Below are 21,311 nucleotides of genomic sequence, written 5' to 3' on the forward strand. Positions count from 1 at the left end.
CGTTCTCAATGACTAAATATTCTGACTAACCCTGCTTTTTTCTCAAATTAAGAAAATTTTCTTTAAATCTTGAATCTCTAGAACTCTGGTTCGATTTATCTTTTTAGGGAACTCCTGCTAAAAGGATTGCACTTCATACAGGTTTAAGCATCTAATTCATCCAAGCAATTAATGATAAAAAACCATAAAAAAAGCCCATTTGAGGGGAAATGGGCTTTTGTAAACATCAATATTAACGCTCTAATATGACAATCTGGTTAAATTTCATATCTATAGATTAAAATTTTTTTGAGATCCCATTAGATTCCCAATAGTTGCTTACACCATGGAATTGAAATATCCCGAGTTAAAGGGGCTAAAGGCAAGTCTGGATGATTAAGATCAACCCATTGCATTTCCGCAAGTTCAGCCTGAACCTGTGGCTGACTTTTTAACTTAACCTGATACAAATAACTGACCAGCGAATGATTCAATTCGTTCGCAGCCACGGTTTCATATTTGCCAATATAAGACAGTATTTCCATCTCACAGCCTGTTTCTTCCAGAACTTCCCTAGAAAGTGCAGCTTCAGGCAATTCATTGGGTTCCAGCTTTCCGCCCACATGCATAAAGAAATCGGTATCTTTTTTACGAACCAACAAAATCTGATTCTGTTCATTGAGAATGATAGCCGCAGCAATCGTAATCACTTTATTACTCATACCGATTCTACTGCCTTTACGCTTTTATTCCATTTCGGTTCAGGCGCATGATAATGCTCCACAGCATCCAGTACTTCCTCAATTGAACTTGAGGAGATCAAGGCATCGGTAAAACGTGACTGGGTAAATCCAGCCTCAGTCGTTTTCATCAAGAAATTCAGCAATTCATCATAAAATCCGTGGATATTTAAAAATGCACAAGGTTTCTGATGAAGGCCCAACTGCCCCCAGGTCAACTGCTCAAAAATTTCTTCTAAAGTTCCCACCCCACCCGGCAAGGCAATAAATGCATCCGCCAGATCAGACATTTTTGTTTTACGTTCATGCATATTTTTTACTACATGCAGCTCTGTTAACAGCGGATGAGCCAATTCTGCATCGACCAGATTTTGCGGAATCACTCCAATGACCGTTCCACCAGCATGTAAGGCACTATCAGCCACAACGCCCATCAGTCCAGCTCGGCCACCCCCATAAACCAGCGTGATTCCCCGTTTCGCAATAGACTCACCCAAAGCTTGGGCCTGCTCTTTAAAATTTTCGCTATTCCCTATAGCTGAACCACAAAAGACTGCAATAGATTTCATTTTTTATCCCCTCATCAATCAGTGTATTCTAACTGCATTAAAATAAAAAATTTGTCTTAAAAACAAGCAAAATAGCCATAATCGGCTAGTTTATCGAAGCGCATGATTCAGAATAAACTTTCACTTCTACAGAAAAATACGGATAATTTTTAGTCAGACTTGTACGCATTGACTTACATCGATTCCGGTTCTTTGCGGCTATCCCGGATAGTGGAATTTTCCTATGATACTTACATCAGGAACAGGAAGTTCCATATAACAATGACAATAGATAAGCACAAGGATTGTAAGGTACGACAGGAGTTATACCGAGCTAACCAATACGAAAAACCCCGGCAGGATGCCGGGGTTTTTTATTATTTTTTTATTTAGTCAATCAGGCTGCCAATGACCTGAGATTTTATATCTGACTATTCTCTGCATGGTGCTACTGATCTCGAATGGGTCAGACAGCAGGATTTGACAAATGCAAGCCAATCCACAAGGATAAGCGAATAAGAATAATCATGAGTAGAACAATATGTCCCATCCGCTTTCCAGCCTTGAATATCAACCTGACATTCTAGGTGAAGGTTATGAACAGGTCACTTTGGAGTTCCCACCAGATACTGAAGGTACAGTAGTGGCCACACTGACCCGCAAAAAGGCAGACCAGCCCACCTCTAAAGCTATCCTCTATATTCACGGCTTTATTGATTATTTTTTCCAGACTGAAATGGCAGAGCGTTTTAATCAGCAAGGTTTTGATTTTTATGCACTGGATTTACGTAAATACGGCCGATCCTATCTGTCACATCAGAAACTTTATAATGTCTATCATCTATCAGAATATGATGCAGAAATCAGCCAGGCTCTCGAAATTATTGGACAGGAAGGCCATGATACGGTTTTACTCAGTGGCCATTCTACTGGCGGACTGATTACTACCCTGTATGCAGCACACCATCCGGATCACCCCTTAATTAAAGGCTTATGGCTCAATAGTCCTTTTTATGACTTTAATATGACGCCTTTTGAGAAAAAATTTCTGGTGCCTAAATTAAGCCGTCTGGGAAAACGTTTTCCGGAAATGCTATTTCCTAGCCGCTTAAATCGTCATTATGTGCCTAGTCTGCATATTAGCTATCAGGGGGAATGGCATTTTGATCTGGAATGGAAAAAACCTAGCTATCACTGGGTGCGTCTGAGTTTTGTACATGCCATTCACGAAGCACAAAAAGAAATTCATCAGGGTGTACGTTTAAGTATTCCGACTTTGCTGATGCATGCCCACAAAACCACTTATCCCCTACGTTTTAATCGTAATACTCAAACCAGTGATATGATTCTTCAGGTACGCGACATGATTGAACATGCGCAGAAAATCCAGGGCGATGTGAAACTCTGTTCGATTCAAAATGGGATACATGATCTGGTTCTTTCAGAAAAACCGGTCCGTGAGCAGGTCTATCAGCAGCTATTTCAATGGCTGGAAAATAAAGCCCTATAAGCCAGATGAATAAGATAGGTAGCAAGCTCTGCCTGTCTTATTTTTCAATAATTTTATTTATCTATTTCGCTTGGATATGAAATAAAAATATCAAGCTGATCAGTAATGCTTTTTACATATTAAAATCATGTCATTATAAAAATAAAATATTGAAATTTATAAAAATAATAAATTCCATTTTTATCCAAATGTTGCCTTTTGTAGCAAGCTTGTAAGTATTTATCCTGCGATTTTTTTCCCTCTCTATAGTAGAGCTGAGATGTTGAATCTGAGGGCTTTTGCAGAGCAGAAGTGGTTCGGCATTCATCAATAATAATCATATCAAGGAATAGAATTATGCGTTATGCAGATCCCAATACTGACGGTTCAAAAGTGCAATTTAAATCCCAATACGAAAACTTTATTGGCGGCAAATGGGTCCCACCCGTCAAAGGTGAATATTTTGATAATGTCTCGCCCGTAGATGGTAAAGCCTTTACCAAAGTTCCGCGCTCATCAGTGGAAGATATTGAACTGGCGCTGGATGCGGCTCATGCCGCCAAACAGCAATGGAATAACAGCTCCCCTACTACCCGTTCCAATATTTTATTAAAAATTGCCGATCGTCTTGAGGAAAATCTTGAGTTACTAGCAGTTGCAGAGACTTGGGATAATGGCAAGCCGATCCGAGAAACCCTGGCAGCCGATATTCCTTTAGCCATTGACCATTTCCGCTATTTTGCCGGCTGTATTCGCGCCCAGGAAGGCGGCATCTCGGAAATTGATGAAGACACTATTGCTTATCATTTTCATGAGCCATTGGGTGTCGTGGGTCAGATTATCCCGTGGAACTTCCCGATTCTGATGGCGGCTTGGAAACTGGCCCCAGCTCTCGCAGCCGGAAACTGTATTGTGCTGAAACCTGCTGAACAGACACCGGTGAGTATTTTAGTGCTGGTTGAACTGATTCAGGACCTGTTACCTGAAGGGGTGTTAAATATCGTGAATGGCTACGGCGTTGAAGTCGGCCGTCCACTGGCGACTAATCCACGCATTGCCAAGATTGCCTTTACCGGTTCTACCGCTGTGGGTCAGCTGATCATGCAATATGCGACTGAGAATATTATTCCCGTCACGTTAGAACTTGGAGGGAAATCTCCGAACCTGTTCTTTGCTGACATCATGGATCAGAAAGATGACTTCCTGGAAAAAGCCCTGGAAGGCTTTACCATGTTTGCTTTAAACCAGGGTGAAATCTGTACCTGTCCATCACGTGCGCTGATTCAGGAAAGTATTGCCGACCAATTCTTGGAACTCGCAGTAGAGCGAGTGAAAAAGATCAAGACCGGCCATCCGCTGGATACCGAGACTATGATCGGTGCTCAGGCTTCTCAGGAGCAGCAAGACAAGATTCTCGGCTGTATTGCAACGGGCCGTGAAGAAGGAGCGGAAATCTTGTTAGGCGGTAATGAGCGTCAGGAAGTGGGACAAGGTTTCTATATCGAGCCAACGATTTTTAAAGGTTCCAATGACATGCGGACCTTTCAGGAGGAAATTTTTGGACCGGTATTGGCGGTGACGACTTTTAAAGACTTCGATGAAGCCATCAAAATTGCCAATGATACGATTTATGGACTCGGTGCCGGTGTCTGGTCACGTTCAGCACATACCTCTTACCGCGCTGGTCGCGCGATTCAGGCTGGTCGGGTCTGGACCAACTGCTATCACATCTACCCGGCTCATGCAGCCTTTGGGGGATATAAAAAATCCGGGATTGGCCGTGAAAACCATCGCATGATGCTGGATCATTATCAGCAAACCAAAAACCTGTTAGTGAGTTATTCAACCAAACCAGCAGGTTTCTTCTAAACTGATCTGAATTCGGGTGGACTTCGGTCCGCCTGATTCATTTATTATTTCAAACAGAATTTTAAACTGATTGGTAAAAAATTCATAAAAGGAAGAATGGGGGGGAGGTATACGTATTTTTAGGGGCTGTATTAAACTAATCAATAAAACTGCATAAAAAATAAGAGATTATTTATAGTTATGTTGATTTTAAATAAGTTTGTCATTTTTTATGCTTTCTGATCGTTTAAAAATCCAGCATAAAGCCTGTGCTTTCATTTAAAGTCGACTTTTCATGCTACGCAAGACTGTGTATAACAATGAACCCCTGAGGGAAAGCAATAAGCATAGGCAAAATTGCTTAAAAAGCGTTAGACTATGCAGTAATAATGTCATGATTCGGTCTGGTATAGATCAAAAAAGAAGGTGAAGGTTGATGCCGCTCAATACAGTTGAAGAGCTTGTAGCAGATATCCGTGCAGGAAAAATGGTTATCCTGATGGATGACGAAGACCGTGAGAATGAAGGCGATCTGGTGATTGCTGCGACCCACGTGCGTCCTGAAGACATCAACTTTATGATCACCCATGCGCGTGGTCTGGTTTGCCTGACTTTAAGCAAAGAACGTTGCCAGCAGTTAAATCTACCGTTGATGGTAGATGCCAACGGTGCTCAGCACGGAACCAACTTCACCCTTTCAATTGAAGCAGCCAACGGCATTACTACCGGTATTTCTGCAGCTGAACGTGCGCATACCATTCAAACTGCGGTGGCTGCGCATGCCAAACCAAGTGACATTGTACAGCCAGGACATATCTTCCCATTGATGGCACAGCCAGGTGGCGTATTGCACCGTGCTGGTCATACCGAAGCCGGTTGTGACTTGTCTCGTCTTGCGGGTCTTGAGCCAGCTTCTGTGATTTGTGAAATCATCAAAGAAGATGGCACTATGGCGCGTCGTCCAGATCTTGAAATTTTCGCAGAAAAACATGGCCTAAAAATTGGCACTATTGCTGATCTGATTCATTACCGTATGACCAATGAGCAAACGGTTGAGCGTATTGACCAGCAAACTATAGATACTGAATACGGTGTGTTTGATCTCTATCGTTACCGTGAAATCGGCAACCCGGACATTCATTTAGCACTGGTGAAAGGCCAGCCTAAAGATGGCGTGACGACTGTACGTGTGCATGGCTTTAATCCGACCCGTGATTTATTAAAGCTGAACAAGCAAGATGGAGAACCTGCCTGGAATCTGGATCGTGCCTTAAAAGAAATTTCAAACAGTGATCGTGGTGTTCTGGTCTGGATTGGCCAGCGCCATTTACAGGACTTAGGCCCTGCCTTAGATGCACTTACAGCACCAAAAAATGTAAAATCCAATGCTGCCCTGTCTCAGCAGTATCAGACCATTGGTGTCGGCGCACAAATTTTACGTGACCTCGGCGTGGAAAAAATGAAGCTGCTCAGCTCTCCATTACGTTTCAATGCCCTGTCCGGCTTTAACTTAGAAGTGGTGGAATACATCACCGCACAACAAACATCAGAGAAATAATCGAGGTTCCTATGGCAGTTCGCCGTATTGAAGGTATGTTGCATCTCGCGAACGAAGACCGTTATGCGATTTTAGTTGGTCGTTTTAATAGCTTTGTTGTTGAACATCTGTTAGAAGGTGCCATTGATACATTGAAACGCCATGGCGTATCAGAGGATAATATCACTGTTGTTCATGCACCTGGTGCTTGGGAACTTCCTGTAGTTGCGAAAAAACTGGCAGCTTCAGATCGTTTCGATGCCATCATCGCGCTGGGCGCTGTGATTCGTGGCAGCACGCCTCACTTCGATTTTGTAGCTGGTGAATGTGCCAAAGGTCTGGGCGTGGTTGGCCTAGACACTGGCTTACCAGTGATTAATGGTGTATTGACTACGGATAGTATCGAACAGGCGATTGAACGCTCGGGTACAAAAGCAGGTAATAAAGGTAGTGAAGCTGCCTTGACTGCTATTGAAATGGTTAACTTGTTAAAGGCTATTTAACGCTATGTCGCAAACACTTCAAGCAACTTATGCAGCAAAACGTAAAGCACGTCGCTTTGCTGTACAAGGAATTTATGAATGGCAGATGAGCCACAATCCGGTGCATGAGATTGAAGCACGTACTCGTGTGGACAATGCCATGCACAAAGTGGATCTCAGCTATTATCATGAATTGTTGACTCAAGTGGTTGCCAATCATGAAGCATTGGATGCTTTGCTTATCCCTGTGCTGGATCGTGAACTTTCTGCACTTGATGGTGTAGAACTCGCTACACTTCGCCTAGGCGCCTATGAACTCAAAGAACATCTTGAGATTCCATACCGCGTGGTTCTGGATGAAGCAATTGAGTTAGCTAAACACTTTGGCGGTGCAGACAGCCATAAATACATCAATGGTGTATTGGACCGTTTAGCGACAACTTTACGTGCAGCAGAAAAACAGCAAGCCAACTAATCTAGTCGAATTGTTGTATGGCTGAGTTTTCGATTATCGATACCTATTTTAATCGTCAGAATAAAAATTCTGTCGATTTAGGCGTTGGCGATGACTCAGCCTTGCTCACCCCTCCTCCACAGCAACAACTGGTCATCTGTACCGACACCCTCGTTGCTGGACGTCATTTTCCTTTAGACACCGATCCTCATGCGATTGGCTGGAAATCTGTCGCTGTCAATCTTTCTGATATTGCAGCCATGGGCGCGACCCCGCATAGCATTTTACTTGCCTTGAGCCTACCCCAAATTGATCATGACTGGCTAAAAGCTTTTAGTCAGGGTCTGTATGATTGCTGCGATCAATTTGGTGTGAGCTTAATCGGTGGTGATACCACCCAAAGCCCTCATTTGACCTTATCTGTGACTGCCCTTGGTTGGGTAGATACAGGACAAGCTGTACCCCGTTCAGGTGCCAAGCCTGGTGATCTGATTTGTGTATCCGGTACAGTGGGTGATGCTGCTTTTGCTTTAAATCATCTCGGTCACCCATTACAGCAACGTTTGGATTATCCAACCCCACGCTGTCAGTTGGGTACTGCCTTAAAAGGCCTAGCTAATAGCATGATTGATGTTTCAGACGGTCTGGCACAAGATTTAGGACATATTCTTAAGGCATCAGGTATAGGTGCAAAGCTAGCGCTTGAAAACTTACCCATCAGTCCTGCCCTGCAGGCATTAAATGATGAACAGCGTTGGCAATACGCCCTCGCGGGTGGTGATGACTACGAGTTATGCTTTACAATAAACCCGCAAAATTATGAAAAATTATTGCAAAAACAGCTGGATGTTTCGATTAGTATAATTGGCTCCATTCAGCAGCAACACGGTTTAACTTTTGAAAAAGATGGCGTAGATCATTCACTTCAATTTAACGGATATCAACATTTTGCATAAACCTGCGATCAATTTTAAAAGCATGTCATGGATCAACCGGCTCATTGTCTTTAGTGGGGTAGGGTTTGGTTCTGGTCTGGCGCCTAAAGCGCCCGGAACTTTTGGTTCAGCTTTTGCACTTTTATTTGTACCCATCTGGCTCTACTTAGGTTTTGTAAATAGTCTTTTTGCCATTGTCATCATGTCCCTGGTTGGCATATATATCTGTGGCCAAACTGCCAAAGTCATGGGTGTGCATGATGATGGACGTATTGTCTGGGATGAGTTTGCAGGACAATCCATCACTTTTTTGCCACTGATCTATTTAGCTCAGATGAACTGGTTATGGCTACTCATTGGCTTTGCCCTGTTCCGATTATTTGATGTCTGGAAACCTTGGCCGATTCGAGTCATTGACCGTCAGGTTGGGGGTGGTTTTGGCATTATGCTGGATGACATTATCGCTGGCCTCTGGGCAGCACTTTGTATTTGGATTTATTTTTACTTCACGATGGCTTAAGCCATATCTAGGATTAGAACATGTCTACGACTGTGATTATTCTTGCTGCAGGTAAAGGAACCCGTATGCGTTCCAACTTACCGAAAGTATTACAACCGCTTGCAGGACGACCTTTACTCGGCCATGTGGTCGACACAGCAAAAAAACTCAATGCAGACAATATTATTACCATTTATGGTCATGGCGGTGAGCAGGTTCAGTCCGCATTTGCAGACCAGGATATCCGGTGGGTAGAGCAGGCTGAACAGCTTGGTACCGGTCATGCCGTACAAATGACACTACCTGTTTTGCCTAAAGATGGTATTTCACTAATCCTGTCGGGTGATGTCCCTTGTATTAGCCAGCAGACGCTTCAGAATCTGCTTGATGCTACTCAAGAGCAAGGCATTGGCCTGGTGACATTAACCCTTGCTGATGCCAGTGGTTATGGTCGTATTGTGCGTAAAGATGGGCAGATTCAAGCCATTGTTGAACATAAAGATGCTTCTGAAGAACAGCGCCAAATTAAAGAAATTAATACCGGTATTTATGCGGTCAGCAATGCCAAATTACATGAATGGCTACCACGTTTAAGCAATGACAATGCCCAAGGTGAATATTACCTGACCGATATCGTGGCAATGGCACTGGCAGATGGTATGAGTGTTGCATCTGTAGAACCTGAGCTGGCTTTTGAAGTGGAAGGCGTCAATGACCGTGTGCAACTGGCAGCTTTAGAACGTCAGTTCCAGGCTTATCAGGCAAAACAGCTGATGCAGCAAGGCGTCCATCTGATTGACCCAAGCCGTTTTGACTTACGTGGTCAACTCACTGTTGGTAAAGATGTGCGGATCGATATCAATGTCATTATCGAAGGTAATTGCGAACTCGGTGATAATGTTGAAATTGGTGCAGGCTGCGTAATTAAAAATACCAAGATTGCTGCAGGCACCAAAGTTCAGCCATATAGCATCTTTGATCAGGCAATTGTGGGTGAAGAAGCACAAATTGGTCCATTTGCACGCTTGCGTCCAGGGGCAAAACTGGCAGCTGAAGTCCATATTGGCAACTTTGTTGAAGTGAAAAACTCTAGTATTGGTCTAGGTTCTAAGGCGAATCATTTCACTTACTTAGGTGATGCTGAAGTCGGTAGCGGTTCCAATATTGGTGCAGGAACAATTACCTGCAACTATGACGGCGCTAACAAATTTAAGACCATCATTGGGGATCATGCTTTTATTGGTTCTAACAGCTCTCTGGTTGCACCGGTCCAGATCGGTAATGGCGCGACAGTGGGAGCGGGTTCAACGATTACCCGTGATGTGGCAGAGAACAGTTTAGCGGTAGAACGTTCTAAGCAATTTGCCAAAGAAAACTATCAGCGTCCGCAAAAAATCAAGAAATAAGAGGAAGTTAGTATGTGTGGTATCGTCGGTGGCATCGCGGAACGTAATATCAGCAATATCTTAATTGAAGGCCTAAAACGTCTTGAATACCGTGGCTATGACTCTGCGGGTCTGGCCTTAATCAATAATAGCCAGGTGCTCCGTGAACGTCGTGTGGGTAAAGTCGCGAACCTTGAACAAGCTGTGAATGAATCACAGATTAATGGTTCATTAGGCATCGCGCATACACGCTGGGCAACTCATGGTAAACCGACTGAAAACAATGCTCATCCCCATATTTCGGGTAATGTTGCTGTGGTTCATAACGGGATTATTGAAAACTACCAGGAGCTGAAAGATGATCTTGAAGCTTTAGGCTATGTATTCACTTCACAAACTGATACTGAAGTGGTTGCCCATCTGGTCAACGATGCACTGAAATCTACCCCTAGCCTGCTTGAAGCTGTTCGTCAGGTCGTACCCCAACTAAAAGGTGCTTATGCGCTGGGGATCGTACATACAGATCATCCAGATGAATTGATTACTGTTCGTGAAGGTTCACCACTGGTGATTGGTGTGGGGATCGGCGAGAACTTTATCAGTTCTGACCAGTTGGCTTTATTACCGATCACGAATCGCTTTATCTATCTTGAAGAAGGTGATATTGCGCGTCTAACTCGCACTACGATTGAAGTATTTGTGGATGGTCAACTGGTAGATCGCCCAGTCAAAGAACTGGATGCCACCGTGAGCAATGCTTCTAAGGGTGAATATAAGCACTACATGCTCAAAGAAATCTATGAGCAACCTGAAGCCCTAAAACAGACTATTTCACAAGCCTTGAATGGCAATACGCTGCGTGAAGATTTTCTGGTAAATGCAGAACAGGATTTTTCAAAAATCCAGCAGATTCAGATCATTGCCTGTGGTACCAGTTACCACGCCGGTATGATTGCCAAATACTGGTTTGAACAGCTGATTGATCTGCCTTGTCAGGTCGAGATTGCCAGTGAATTCCGCTACCGTACGCCAGTGATTGTTAATAACACACTCTATGTGTGTATTTCTCAGTCAGGTGAAACAGCCGATACCTTAGCCGCTCTGCGTGATACGCAAAAACGTGCTACATCAAAAGGTGTAAACATTACGACGATGACGATTTGTAATGTCGCTACATCTTCAATGGTACGTGAAACAGATTACAGTCTGCTGACCTTGGCGGGTCCTGAAATTGGCGTGGCTTCGACCAAAGCCTTTACCACCCAGCTCGCAGCTTTGATGTTACTGGTACTGAAAATCGGTACAGTGAAAAATGCCATTTCAGCTGAACAGATGACTGAGATCACGACTGGACTATGGCATATGCCTAAGGTACTGCTAGATACTTTAAGTCATGATGATGAAATTCTGCGTCTCTCTGAACTCTTTGTAGAGAAACAGCATTGTCTGTTCCTAGGCCGTGGTACACACTTCCCGATCGCACTGGAAGGTGCACTGAAGTTGAAAGAAATTTCTTATATTCATGCAGAAGGTTATGCAGCGGGTGAGCTGAAGCACGGTCCACTGGCTTTAGTAGATAATGATATGCCAGTAGTAATTCTAGCACCGCAAGATGACATGCTTGATAAACTGAAATCCAATATGGAAGAAGTTCAGGCACGTGGCGGTGAATTATTTGTCTTTGCTGATGAAAATAGTGGCATTAAAGCCAAAGAGCGCCAGCATGTCGTGCATATTCCTGAAGTAAACGCTGTTTTAGCGCCAATTGTTTATTGTATTCCAGTACAGCTACTGTCTTACCATGTGGCAGTCCTGCGTGGTACTGATGTTGACCAGCCACGTAACTTGGCAAAATCAGTAACAGTGGAATAATCCATAAAATTAGCCTGTTATATGTGTATGTAGGTAATAAAGTATCATCCTAAGTAATATAGTTTCATCTTCAAAAATAAAGTATCACCCCATATTGATTACAAATTAATCGCCTGCTATTCTGAATAAATAAAGAATAGCGGGCGATTTGTTATGGCTACAGAACATCAGCAGAAACGCTGGATTAAAGAAGGACGTGGTCAAGGCTATTTAAAAGATTATAAGCCATGGATTACTGTACAAGATGTAAGTTCAAAAGGTCGTTGTCACCGAGTTTTTGGCCATACAACGAAGCGCACCCATCATTTATTATCTGATTTAGAACTTGCAATTTTTCTACTTTTAGACTGGAATCCGTTAATTACTGATATCCGAGAGCAGTTTCCCTTGCCTCTCAACACTACGCTCGAAATTTCAGAAAGAGCTCAAATCTCTCACCCTAAAGTTAAAGATGCCCTACAAACTATCAGTTCAAGTTTTTATGTAAATAGTCAAAGTACTAACCAACCAAATTTTGTCATCCGAACTAAATACACAAATAGCTTACAGGATGAAAGAACCGTTGAAAAACTAGAACTTGAGCGTAGATATTGGAAAAGTACAGATACACCTTGGTATATCCTTACAGAAAAAGAAATTCCTTCAGTTATTTTGAATAACATCAAATGGCTTTATCCAGCCATGAGAGAATCTAGTGCTGAAATTCATGATCGTTTAAATGATTATATTCATATATTTACACAATATCCTGAACTCGAATTAATTACTTTAAGCAAAAAAATAGATCAAGCATATAATTTAACGATTGGTACGTCTTTAGCTGAGCTCCGAGAACTGCTTGCTCAACGTTATTTTATTTTCGATATAACCAAAGACTATAAAAAGATTAAAGCCTCTGAGATCAAGTTAGGAAATTTTGAAATATGGGAGGAGATTCGCCATGTTTCGAATCAATAGTGTATATAAATTTCAAGGTAAAGATTACCGCATTCTTAAAATTATTCCTTCTCATATTATCTGGATTGATTTAAATCATCCTAATGCTAATCCCTCTATAATAAAAAAAGAAGAACTGATTACAGCCATAGAAGTAGGCGAAGCAGAAATAACCGATGATCCTTTTGCCAATATCTCCTTGATTAATGTGACAGAAGGCTCTGTACAGCAAAAAAAACGTGATATGGGAATGAACATTATAGATTTACTCATATCTAATGAGCATTTCTATGATCCATCTATTCGTTTTAGCCTTGTTAAAATAATTATTGAGCAGCATAAAACAACTCATCAAACCATTTATAGATTAGCACGTCGATACTGGCAACGAGGTCAAACACCAAATGCACTTATTCCCAGTTATAACAATTCTGGTGCTAAAGGTGTTAAACGTATTGCAAAAAATAAAAAACTAGGTAGGCCAAGAAAATATAGTGAAGGTGTTGGTGCATTAGTTGATCAGAATATCGAGCGACTTTTCAGAATTAATATTAATAAATATATGTTAACAAAGGATAAAAATTCTTTGAGTTATGCCTATCGTAAATTTTCTACGATGTATCATTCATTATTTCCAGATACTCCTGATAGCGAAATTCCGACCATCTGGCAATTTAAATATTTTTATGAGCGTGAGTTTCCAAAAGTGGCTCAACTTACTGCTCGAACCAATCCGATTATCTATGCAAAAGACATCCGAGAGCTCCATTCTACTGTCAACACCCAAGTCCTAGGGCCTGGTTCTCGCTATGAAATTGATGCAACCATTGCTGATATTTATCTTGTATCAGATTCAGATCGTGCTTGTATTGTTGGAAGACCCACTATTTATTTAGTTGCTGACGTATTTAGTAGAATGGTGGTTGGTTTCTATATTGGATTTGAAAATGCCTCCTATGTAACTGCAATGCAAGCTCTACAAGTCGCTATGACAGATAAAGTTGAGTTATGCAAACAATATGGTTATGAAATTACACATGATGACTGGCCATGTATTGGATTACCCGATGCTATTTTGGCAGATCGGGGAGAATTATTAGGACATCAGATTGAAGCTTTAGAATATAACTTTTCTATCCGTATTGAAAATACTGCACCTTATCGTGGAGATTTAAAACCAATTGTTGAACGTTATTTCAGAACTATTCAGACAAAATTTAAGCCTTTTGCTTCTGGCGTAGTACAACAGGTTAAAGAGAAAAAACGTGGGGGCTCTGACTACCGATTAGATTCAACACTTACTATAACTGAATTTAAGCAGATCATTATTGGTTCAATACTTGCACATAATACATCCCATCAATTAACAACTTATGATCGTGATATAGATATGCCTAGTGATTTGCCTTTAGTTCCTATTCATTTATGGAATTGGGGAATACAACATCGTGTGGGTCAGTTAAAACAAGTTTCTGAAAAAGCATTACATGTTGCTTTATTACCTAAAGTTAAAGCGACCTTGTCCGACCTCGGCCTAAAAATGTTTGGAGTATTTTATAATTGCCCTGAAATATATAAACAAGGCTGGATGCATCGTAAAAAATCTATTTCTCGTCCAGAATCATTACAAGTGGCTTATGATCCAAGTAATGCAGAAATAATTTATGTGTTTTATCAGAAGCATAGTTTAGATTATTGGGAAGCTACACTTTCTCCAAGATCTAGAGAGTTCATAGGCTGTAGTTTTTGGGAAGTTTGGCAGGTTCAACACGAACAAAAGAAAACGAAAGCGGCTCAAAACCTAAAAACCGATAGGTCTCAAGCAAGCCTTGAAGAACATATTGAATCAATTATTGCTCGGGCAGATGCAAAAAAACCTTCTTCAACACTTAGTAAAAAAGAACGGTTGACTGATCTTCGTAAAAATAAACAAGCTGAAAAAGACAGTGAAAGATTGAAACAGAGAAACAACAGCCAAAAATCGTCAAAATCTGCATTTACGGTTCTAGACCACTCTGAGCAGTCTTCAGAAAATCAAAGTAATATTATTCCTATACCTAAGTCTAGGCAATTTATAAATTTAGAAAATGATGAAGATTACAAACTACGTTTTGGCATTTATCAAGAGTTGCTAGATGACCTTGAAGATTGTGACGATGATAACTGATATTCAATAAATTCAAATAAGCGGGATACAATTATGACTAATAAAAATGACCATGCAGTGTATACAGTAAGCCCAGTTTCTGACTATCAGGGAAACCCTTTTATTGAGGCACTACCCGAAATTTTTGAGGCAAAAGATACAATCCAAGCCATTAGGGGTACTATCGAATTTAAATTATCTGATCGACAACTACCCAACAATACTCGTGCTCATATTATATCCCAGTTATTAAATAATTTTTTTCACCCTATTAAACGACATTTAACATTAGAACAAAAAATTTCTATTATGTTGAGAAAAGGCTATGTAGGACGAAATATTACTACAGGTGATTTAAATCGGCATTTACAAAATAGTTTTGAACATATTAAAAGCAATGATTTTAATGCTTCTCGCCATACAGATTTAATATCAACAGCACAAAGTCTAGTGTTTATCGGTTTCTCTGGTAGTGGCAAAACAACCACGTTAAATCGCATTCTTAGAAATTACCCACAAAAAATTTATCATCCTGAACATAATTTCACTCAGCTGGTCTATCTAAAAATAGACTGCCCATATAATGGCTCACTTAAATCCCTATATTTAAGTTTCTTTAGTGCTGTTGACCGTGCTTTAGGAACTAATTATGAGCAACAATATACTCAAAAAAGACATAATGAACAAAAGCTCTTGCAACTTATGGGACACATTGCTCATCTTCATGCAATCGGTCTTTTGGTGATTGATGAAATTCAACACCTCATGGCAAACAGATCTAAAAATTCTGATGAAATGTTAAATTTCTTTGTGACTTTAGTGAATGTTTATAGCTTGCCAATCATTATGGTAGGAACACCCAAAGCAAGTAACATATTTGAACGTGATTTGCGCTCATCACGTCGAGCTGTAGGTTTTGGTTCAATTCACTGGGAACCTATAAAAAATGAACCTGCAATAAAAACCCCAGATGGGAAGGTTCGAAAATCTGAGTGGATGACATTTACAGATGCTCTTTGGAAATATCAGTGGTTAAGAAAAGCTGATCTAGCACTCTCAGAGGAGTTGCGACAATGCTGGTTTGATCTAACCCAAGGTATTTTAGATGTAACTGTTAAGCTTTTTGTCCTTGCACAAATACGAGCAATTGAATCTGGTTTAGAACGAATCACTGTAAAATTGCTCCAAAATACATATCAAGAAGACTTTAAACCAATTCATCATATTATAGATGCCTTACGTTCAGGTGATGCTCGACGAATTGCACAATATCCTGATTTGATCACACCTGAAATTGACAGACAATTGTTAAAACTTTTTTCCAAAATCGAAGAAAGTGCAATTGAGCAAGAAGATGAGCTTAATGAATATCAAGGACATGATGAATCTCTCCGTTTACATGCTCTGTTACTTGAGCTTGGTTATGACTCCAAGATTTTGATACCGATGGTTAAAAAAGTATTTATTAAACATCCTGACAAGCATTTGACCGAACTACTATCAATTATTTTGGACTGGTTAAAACAGAATGAAGATTCAACAAAGAGCCCTCCACTCTCCAAACCTAAAATATCCAAACCTAAACTACTTAAATATGATCAATGGCATACATTGGATTCAGTTGACTTACGTTTTCAATTTTCACAAAAAAAGAGTGGTCAGAGCTTTTATGATCATCTAAAAACTGAAACAGATTTGATCTTTGATATACCTGATTGGATCAAACAAGTGAGTTAGTTATGCTAAATTTCCCCATGCCTTATGAAAATGAGCTAATTTATAGTACGGTGGCTCGTGCTGGAATCCGGTTGGCATTTGAAAGTCCAAAGCAATTACTTGATGCTGTATTTGAAAATAGACAGGTTATTGCGACGGTTGATTTACCCTGCCATCTTAATGCGATCGTTAATCAGTATTCTGAACAACAATTGACTCTACAAAATATAATATACAAACACACATTATTTCCTATATATGCACCTTTTGTGCCTGAAGCAAGAAGAAAACAATGTATCAAATGGATGGGTAATATTTCACAAGGTTCGGTACATCTTTCTTTGGGAATTAATGCTTCACGAGTCCCTATTATTGATAGACTACGTTACTGTCCACAATGTCTGAAAGAGCAAGCGTTTCAAAAAGGAGAATTTTACTGGTTGAGTTTATGGCAAATTCAGGGAGCTTGCTGTCCGCAACACGGTAATCTTGTAGAATCAAGACTAGATTTAAGATCATTACATCGACATGACTTTATAGCACCTTCAGATGTTTTTTGTACTGAGTGGAATCAGGTACCAGCAACAAGTGATGAACTTTTCATTAGTTCTAAAATAATAGAATTGTTATCTACACCGCCTTTTGTATCACCGAGTTATGAACAGTGGACGATGTTTTATAATGAACTAGCCAGACGGAATAACTGTATCCGTGGGGAAAACCAAATTGCTTTCGATCAAATTTCAGAAAAAATATCATTAAGGTGGCCAGAAAAATTTCTTCAGCAATACCATTTAGATGACTTAGCTTCTGAAACCAGTTGGCTACGTCATATTTTTAGAAAGCATCGCAAAAGCTTTAGTTATCTGGAGCATATTATTACAATCGAAGCTTTTTTAAATACTGACTGGTCTTTTACAGATATCTTCACTCAAGTTAAGTCCTTCAAGAAAGCAACTACTCAACAGAATAATCAAATAAAATTCCAGGATACTAATTTTGAAATAACTAGAGCTGAGAATCGTGAAAAATGGGTAGGTTTAGTACAAGAACATGGGGTTAAACCGGCTCGTCACCTGCAGGCAGCTCTTTATGCATGGTTATATCGAAATGATAAAGACTGGCTATTGCAGACAAACCAAAATTTCCATCAGAAATTTATTCCTCAAGGGACTAAAATTGATTGGCAAAAACGCGATCTTTTTTATGTAAAGCAACTTGTCCAACTTAATAATACTTTAATCTGGGATTTAGATAGCCCGAGACGCTCTATGAAATGGTGGTTTAAACAGACGTCTAATTCAAATACATTAGAGAAAAATTTACATAAATTACCTCTGATTCAACTTTTTCTAGAACGGTATAGTGAAAATATTAGCTGTTATCAAATCAGACGCCTAACAAAAGTGTTTATCGATATTAAAATCAATAAACAATCAATTCCTCAGTGGCGCATTCTACGAAAAGCTGGATTAAGTGAAGAACGAATGACATCTGAAACGAAAAGATTTCTAGAATATATCACTCTTGAATTCGCTCAATTTATTCAAAATTAATTTGATTAAATCGTTACCTTACTGAAATTAAACTTTGAAATTTCAATAAAATAAGCTTTAATATATGCAGTATTTTTCAATCAACTAAAGATTCAAATGGTAAAGAATAGATGATAAAAATTAAAAATTTTCCTGAAAATGCTAGAATTACTTTTTTAGGTTCTATTTTTAAAGAAAGAAAAAATCCTGAATGCTATATAAACATTGGATTAGAAAATTATAAATATTCAATAGAAAATCAGAGATATATACTGAAATATGCTCGTTTTTCTAATATGCCATTATTAGCGCGCAACCGACGTTTCAATCAGACTGAAACCTTTACTCCTTTTAATGAATCTACTATCACCATTCAAATTGATAACTTTCAAAAATGGAATATTTTAATTAATGAGTCAGGACAATATAATTTCAGTAATATTGTTAGCGATATTAATGAAAAATATAAAGATATTGAAATTATTTTACCCCAGATAGAACTCGCTAGAGTATTATTCTTGCATAATGCCTATCTATCTCGTAGTGCACTGGATCAAACACGTCTTTCTGGTGAATTTGATATCATAAAGGGAGAGAATCAAACTGTAGTCAATATTCCTACATTCTGTAACTTCCCACCATCCCAATATGATAATGTCGGAATGCGCCGCTTGCTCGCATGGATATTACTCGATACAGAAGCACGAACATCTTTCGAAAGCATCTCCAAAAAATTTTTAAGTGAGAAGTTTCAGACAAAAGTCCGAGAATACTGGAACTTTAATTTTGTCCCACCCTCATTAAAAGGTGCTGAAATCACATTAAAAGTATATTTTAGTCCGAAGAAAAACAAATATTATGTAAATGAAATTCTAGCAATATCAAACTTACCCAGTGAAATTAATCATACTGTCATTTTCTGCAGTCCTAAATTTACGGTAAAAAATACTCAGGAAAGCTCTCAGGGCTCTTCCAGAGGTAGTAAGCATCTCCAAGATGAAGATCCTATAATTGATGATAAAAAAGAAGCAAATAGTGATAAAAAAATAGCAATTATTGATTCACCTAAAATCACACTAGCACTCTCATCTCCTTTTGAAACGAAAAAAGCAGTAATTAAACGTTCTGGTAAAAAGGGCAGCTTTAATAACGATGATATAACTATCTTACCTGAACCTGACGTCGGTACAGGGGAATCCACTATTTTTGGAGAAATTGGCCGGGGGGAATTTGAAAATTGTCAAGATGAGAGTGATAACCTTAAACTATTTATGAAAAGATTTGAATCATTTCAAGCTATGATTGAGGAATTCAGATCACAGAATAATATTCTATCAAAATTTAGATTTACCATTTCTAAGCTTCCCGCTGTCAATCGATCCAAGCTACATAAGACCGATGATGGCAACTTTCGAAGTATTGCGGAAGTACAGCTAGAATTTCAAGGTAAAAAATTTTCCATTCTAGAAATTGATACTAGCGACAATTACAAACCACTTTCAACATTAATTGTTAAAGTCGAAGATTTTGAAGCCTGGGATCAAAATTTTCCAATTTTTAAACAACAGATTATTAGACATTCTTTGCGTTGGCCCACGGCAAAATCCTTAAAAGATATTGGCATTCCCAAAGGCATTAACCATCCAAAAAACAAATTTGAGATAAGTGAGTCTGATAAAGAGTTTGCAGATTGGTTAAAGCGGTTTACAGAAGCCTTAAAATCTGCTTAATAGTTTTCTCTATGCTCTATGGCATAAATATTTGGATCTTTGAATTTAACTCACCTACCTTTAAGATGATACTTTATTACTAGACATGCTATAAAATTAAGAATACATGATTATGTACGATGATACTTTATTTTTAATAAGTTATGCTCATAAGTTATTAAAATCAAGTACTTAATAAAACTTAGGATGAAGCTTTATTACTAGCTTACAATATGAGGATATTGATTACTCTCATATAACAGGTTAACTATATATTTCTTAAATTCCGAATAAATATTTTAATCTTTAATATCCATATAGAATTTGATTTAAATGAATTCTTAACTGTCCTATTTAAAGGGATTTCAATAAATTTATTTACATAGTACCCAATAAAAATACAGATCACATATAAAAATAAAGCAAAATTAAGATTTTGAAAAAAATAATAGCTTATATATAACTTTGTTCCTATAACCAGTATGAATGGGTGACTTAGATAAATAGAATAAGACGTATTTCCTAATCTATCTAAAATATTTACAAATTTATGATAGTGGTTTTTAAAAAAATTTTCCAAACCAATCACACCAACCACACATAAAAAGGCTGGTACTCCCCTGTCCAAAGCACGGCCGAAACCAGTTTCAAACACATTAAATATATTCTGAAAGAAAATAAATGCTGCCCCCAATAGAATCAGAATAATATTCAACATAAAGTTTAAATTGCATTCTATATAAATGAGATATGCAAAAATACCCAAGGCATACTCCAAAAGAATTACATTAAAAAAGAATACTTTATCTAAATTTAATACCAATATCCCTACAGCAGGTAAAAAGGTTAATACCGCTATTAATGCAATATAATTTATTTTATTTCTAAAGAAATAGAGAGATAAAGCAAAAATGATATAGAAATAAATATCATAACTTAGGGTCCAGCCATTTTGAACAAGGAACTTATGCTCCCCTGGAATTAATAAATAAGAAGCTATAATATTGGTATATCCACCACTCATATTAATGAGTTCAGGGTTATATAAAAAAATACAAAGAGCCACAGTGGTAAAGAACCAATACAGAGGCAATATTCTTTGCATACGGCCTTTTAAAAATTTTATAGGGGTTATATTCTTTTTAGCTGTCGTTAAACAGATAATAAATCCGGACATTACGAAGAAAATATCAACACCTGGCCCTCTAAATCGATACCATTCTAAAGACAGGATATTATACTGATGAACGGCTTTGTTGCACAAAGATTTGAAATGCAAAGCGCCCCTAATTGATCCAAATTTAAGGCGTAACTTGGGTAAGTGGGCGACCTAATTCCGTAAATCTGTTAAGGACTGCTACACGTGCATGGATCTCATTCACCTGACTAGGAAAGCTTCTTGCCATTAATTTATCGCCTAATAATTTGATGCAATGCATCTTGGTTTCCACCAAACTGCGGCGATGATAGCCTGACCATTTTTTCCATAATGTCCTGCCTA

Annotated in this window: 17 protein-coding genes and 1 pseudogene; 14 read left to right on the top strand and 4 right to left on the bottom strand. The window is 39.0% G+C overall.

Going from position 1 to position 21,311, the window contains the following annotated elements; translation table 11 throughout:
- Positions 1-299: 299 nt before the first annotated feature.
- Together FTU03_RS08550 and FTU03_RS08555 are read right to left on the bottom strand one after the other, a co-directional pair.
- A complete protein-coding gene (locus FTU03_RS08550) occupies positions 300-701 on the bottom strand; it encodes an NUDIX domain-containing protein (RefSeq protein ID WP_034170792.1) in 402 nt (133 codons plus the stop codon).
- Positions 698-1,288, bottom strand: coding sequence for a TIGR00730 family Rossman fold protein (locus FTU03_RS08555; protein ID WP_179992741.1), 591 nt, complete (start codon positions 1,286-1,288; stop codon positions 698-700). Before FTU03_RS08555 ends, FTU03_RS08550 begins: the two co-directional genes overlap by 4 nt.
- A 520-nt stretch (positions 1,289-1,808) precedes the next feature.
- Between FTU03_RS08555 and FTU03_RS08560 the strand changes: the two genes are divergently transcribed.
- From FTU03_RS08560 to FTU03_RS08625, 14 genes are all read left to right on the top strand, one after another.
- Positions 1,809-2,777, top strand: coding sequence for an alpha/beta hydrolase (locus tag FTU03_RS08560; protein ID WP_179992742.1), 969 nt, complete (start codon positions 1,809-1,811; stop codon positions 2,775-2,777).
- Positions 2,778-3,113: 336 nt separating this feature from the next.
- Positions 3,114-4,625 carry an aldehyde dehydrogenase family protein gene (locus FTU03_RS08565; protein ID WP_166135102.1) on the top strand — a complete coding sequence of 504 codons (1,512 nt, stop codon included), beginning with the start codon at positions 3,114-3,116 and terminating at the stop codon, positions 4,623-4,625.
- A gap of 415 nt (positions 4,626-5,040) precedes the next feature.
- Entirely contained in the window at positions 5,041-6,162 is a 1,122-nt protein-coding gene (gene ribBA / locus FTU03_RS08570) for a bifunctional 3,4-dihydroxy-2-butanone-4-phosphate synthase/GTP cyclohydrolase II (RefSeq protein WP_179992743.1), read from the top strand.
- A gap of 11 nt (positions 6,163-6,173) precedes the next feature.
- Positions 6,174-6,644 carry a 6,7-dimethyl-8-ribityllumazine synthase gene (gene ribE / locus FTU03_RS08575; protein WP_004280926.1) on the top strand — a complete coding sequence of 157 codons (471 nt, stop codon included), beginning with the start codon at positions 6,174-6,176 and terminating at the stop codon, positions 6,642-6,644.
- 4 nt (positions 6,645-6,648) lie between these two features.
- A complete protein-coding gene (gene nusB, locus FTU03_RS08580; RefSeq protein ID WP_005233270.1) occupies positions 6,649-7,098 on the top strand; it encodes a transcription antitermination factor NusB in 450 nt (149 codons plus the stop codon).
- Between the two features lie 17 nt (positions 7,099-7,115).
- Positions 7,116-8,033, top strand: coding sequence for a thiamine-phosphate kinase (gene thiL / locus FTU03_RS08585; protein ID WP_179992744.1), 918 nt, complete (start codon positions 7,116-7,118; stop codon positions 8,031-8,033).
- Positions 8,034-8,055: 22 nt separating this feature from the next.
- Positions 8,056-8,532, top strand: coding sequence for a phosphatidylglycerophosphatase A (locus FTU03_RS08590; RefSeq protein WP_179992756.1), 477 nt, complete (start codon positions 8,056-8,058; stop codon positions 8,530-8,532).
- Positions 8,533-8,552: 20 nt separating this feature from the next.
- Positions 8,553-9,917 carry a bifunctional UDP-N-acetylglucosamine diphosphorylase/glucosamine-1-phosphate N-acetyltransferase GlmU gene (glmU, locus tag FTU03_RS08595; RefSeq protein WP_179992745.1) on the top strand — a complete coding sequence of 455 codons (1,365 nt, stop codon included), beginning with the start codon at positions 8,553-8,555 and terminating at the stop codon, positions 9,915-9,917.
- A gap of 12 nt (positions 9,918-9,929) precedes the next feature.
- The gene (gene glmS, locus FTU03_RS08600; protein ID WP_179992746.1) at positions 9,930-11,768 is read left to right on the top strand and encodes a glutamine--fructose-6-phosphate transaminase (isomerizing); all 1,839 of its coding nucleotides are present in this window, start codon (positions 9,930-9,932) and stop codon (positions 11,766-11,768) included.
- Positions 11,769-11,921: 153 nt separating this feature from the next.
- Positions 11,922-12,725, top strand: a complete 804-nt coding sequence (locus tag FTU03_RS08605) for a TnsA endonuclease C-terminal domain-containing protein (protein ID WP_179992747.1) — start codon at positions 11,922-11,924, stop codon at positions 12,723-12,725.
- Positions 12,709-14,871: a DDE-type integrase/transposase/recombinase gene (locus FTU03_RS08610; protein ID WP_179992748.1), complete on the top strand. Its 2,163-nt coding sequence runs from the start codon at positions 12,709-12,711 to the stop codon at positions 14,869-14,871. Before FTU03_RS08605 ends, FTU03_RS08610 begins: the two co-directional genes overlap by 17 nt.
- A gap of 33 nt (positions 14,872-14,904) precedes the next feature.
- On the top strand, positions 14,905-16,587 hold the full coding sequence (locus FTU03_RS08615; protein ID WP_179992749.1) for an AAA family ATPase: 1,683 nt from the start codon (positions 14,905-14,907) through the stop codon (positions 16,585-16,587).
- Between the two features lie 2 nt (positions 16,588-16,589).
- A complete protein-coding gene (locus tag FTU03_RS08620; protein ID WP_179992750.1) occupies positions 16,590-18,122 on the top strand; it encodes a TnsD family Tn7-like transposition protein in 1,533 nt (510 codons plus the stop codon).
- Positions 18,123-18,232: 110 nt separating this feature from the next.
- Positions 18,233-19,831 (top strand): Tn7-like element transposition protein TnsE, encoded by a 1,599-nt coding sequence (locus FTU03_RS08625; RefSeq protein ID WP_179992751.1) that lies wholly within the window; start codon positions 18,233-18,235, stop codon positions 19,829-19,831.
- 247 nt (positions 19,832-20,078) lie between these two features.
- Here FTU03_RS08625 and FTU03_RS08630 read toward each other — a convergent pair whose 3' ends face one another.
- Complete coding sequence (locus tag FTU03_RS08630; protein WP_179992752.1) at positions 20,079-21,089, bottom strand: acyltransferase; 1,011 nt, start codon at positions 21,087-21,089, stop codon at positions 20,079-20,081.
- A gap of 22 nt (positions 21,090-21,111) precedes the next feature.
- Positions 21,112-21,311 (bottom strand): annotated as a pseudogene (locus tag FTU03_RS08635) (IS5/IS1182 family transposase); the annotation flags it as partial.

It is taken from the genome of Acinetobacter sp. YH12046 (assembly GCF_013419905.1).
In the GTDB taxonomy this organism is placed as follows: Bacteria; Pseudomonadota; Gammaproteobacteria; order Pseudomonadales; family Moraxellaceae; genus Acinetobacter.

Excerpts from the sequence above, each read along its gene's own strand:
- FTU03_RS08550 (WP_034170792.1), bottom strand. The coding sequence starts at position 701 with ATGAGTAATAAAGTGATTACGATTGCTGCGGCTATCATTCTCAATGAA.
- FTU03_RS08555 (WP_179992741.1), bottom strand. The coding sequence starts at position 1,288 with ATGAAATCTATTGCAGTCTTTTGTGGTTCAGCTATAGGGAATAGCGAA.
- FTU03_RS08560 (WP_179992742.1), top strand. The coding sequence starts at position 1,809 with ATGTCCCATCCGCTTTCCAGCCTTGAATATCAACCTGACATTCTAGGT.
- FTU03_RS08565 (WP_166135102.1), top strand. The coding sequence starts at position 3,114 with ATGCGTTATGCAGATCCCAATACTGACGGTTCAAAAGTGCAATTTAAA.
- ribBA (WP_179992743.1), top strand. The coding sequence starts at position 5,041 with ATGCCGCTCAATACAGTTGAAGAGCTTGTAGCAGATATCCGTGCAGGA.
- ribE (WP_004280926.1), top strand. The coding sequence starts at position 6,174 with ATGGCAGTTCGCCGTATTGAAGGTATGTTGCATCTCGCGAACGAAGAC.
- nusB (WP_005233270.1), top strand. The coding sequence starts at position 6,649 with ATGTCGCAAACACTTCAAGCAACTTATGCAGCAAAACGTAAAGCACGT.
- thiL (WP_179992744.1), top strand. The coding sequence starts at position 7,116 with ATGGCTGAGTTTTCGATTATCGATACCTATTTTAATCGTCAGAATAAA.
- FTU03_RS08590 (WP_179992756.1), top strand. The coding sequence starts at position 8,056 with ATGTCATGGATCAACCGGCTCATTGTCTTTAGTGGGGTAGGGTTTGGT.
- glmU (WP_179992745.1), top strand. The coding sequence starts at position 8,553 with ATGTCTACGACTGTGATTATTCTTGCTGCAGGTAAAGGAACCCGTATG.
- glmS (WP_179992746.1), top strand. The coding sequence starts at position 9,930 with ATGTGTGGTATCGTCGGTGGCATCGCGGAACGTAATATCAGCAATATC.
- FTU03_RS08605 (WP_179992747.1), top strand. The coding sequence starts at position 11,922 with ATGGCTACAGAACATCAGCAGAAACGCTGGATTAAAGAAGGACGTGGT.
- FTU03_RS08610 (WP_179992748.1), top strand. The coding sequence starts at position 12,709 with ATGTTTCGAATCAATAGTGTATATAAATTTCAAGGTAAAGATTACCGC.
- FTU03_RS08615 (WP_179992749.1), top strand. The coding sequence starts at position 14,905 with ATGACTAATAAAAATGACCATGCAGTGTATACAGTAAGCCCAGTTTCT.
- FTU03_RS08620 (WP_179992750.1), top strand. The coding sequence starts at position 16,590 with ATGCTAAATTTCCCCATGCCTTATGAAAATGAGCTAATTTATAGTACG.
- FTU03_RS08625 (WP_179992751.1), top strand. The coding sequence starts at position 18,233 with ATGATAAAAATTAAAAATTTTCCTGAAAATGCTAGAATTACTTTTTTA.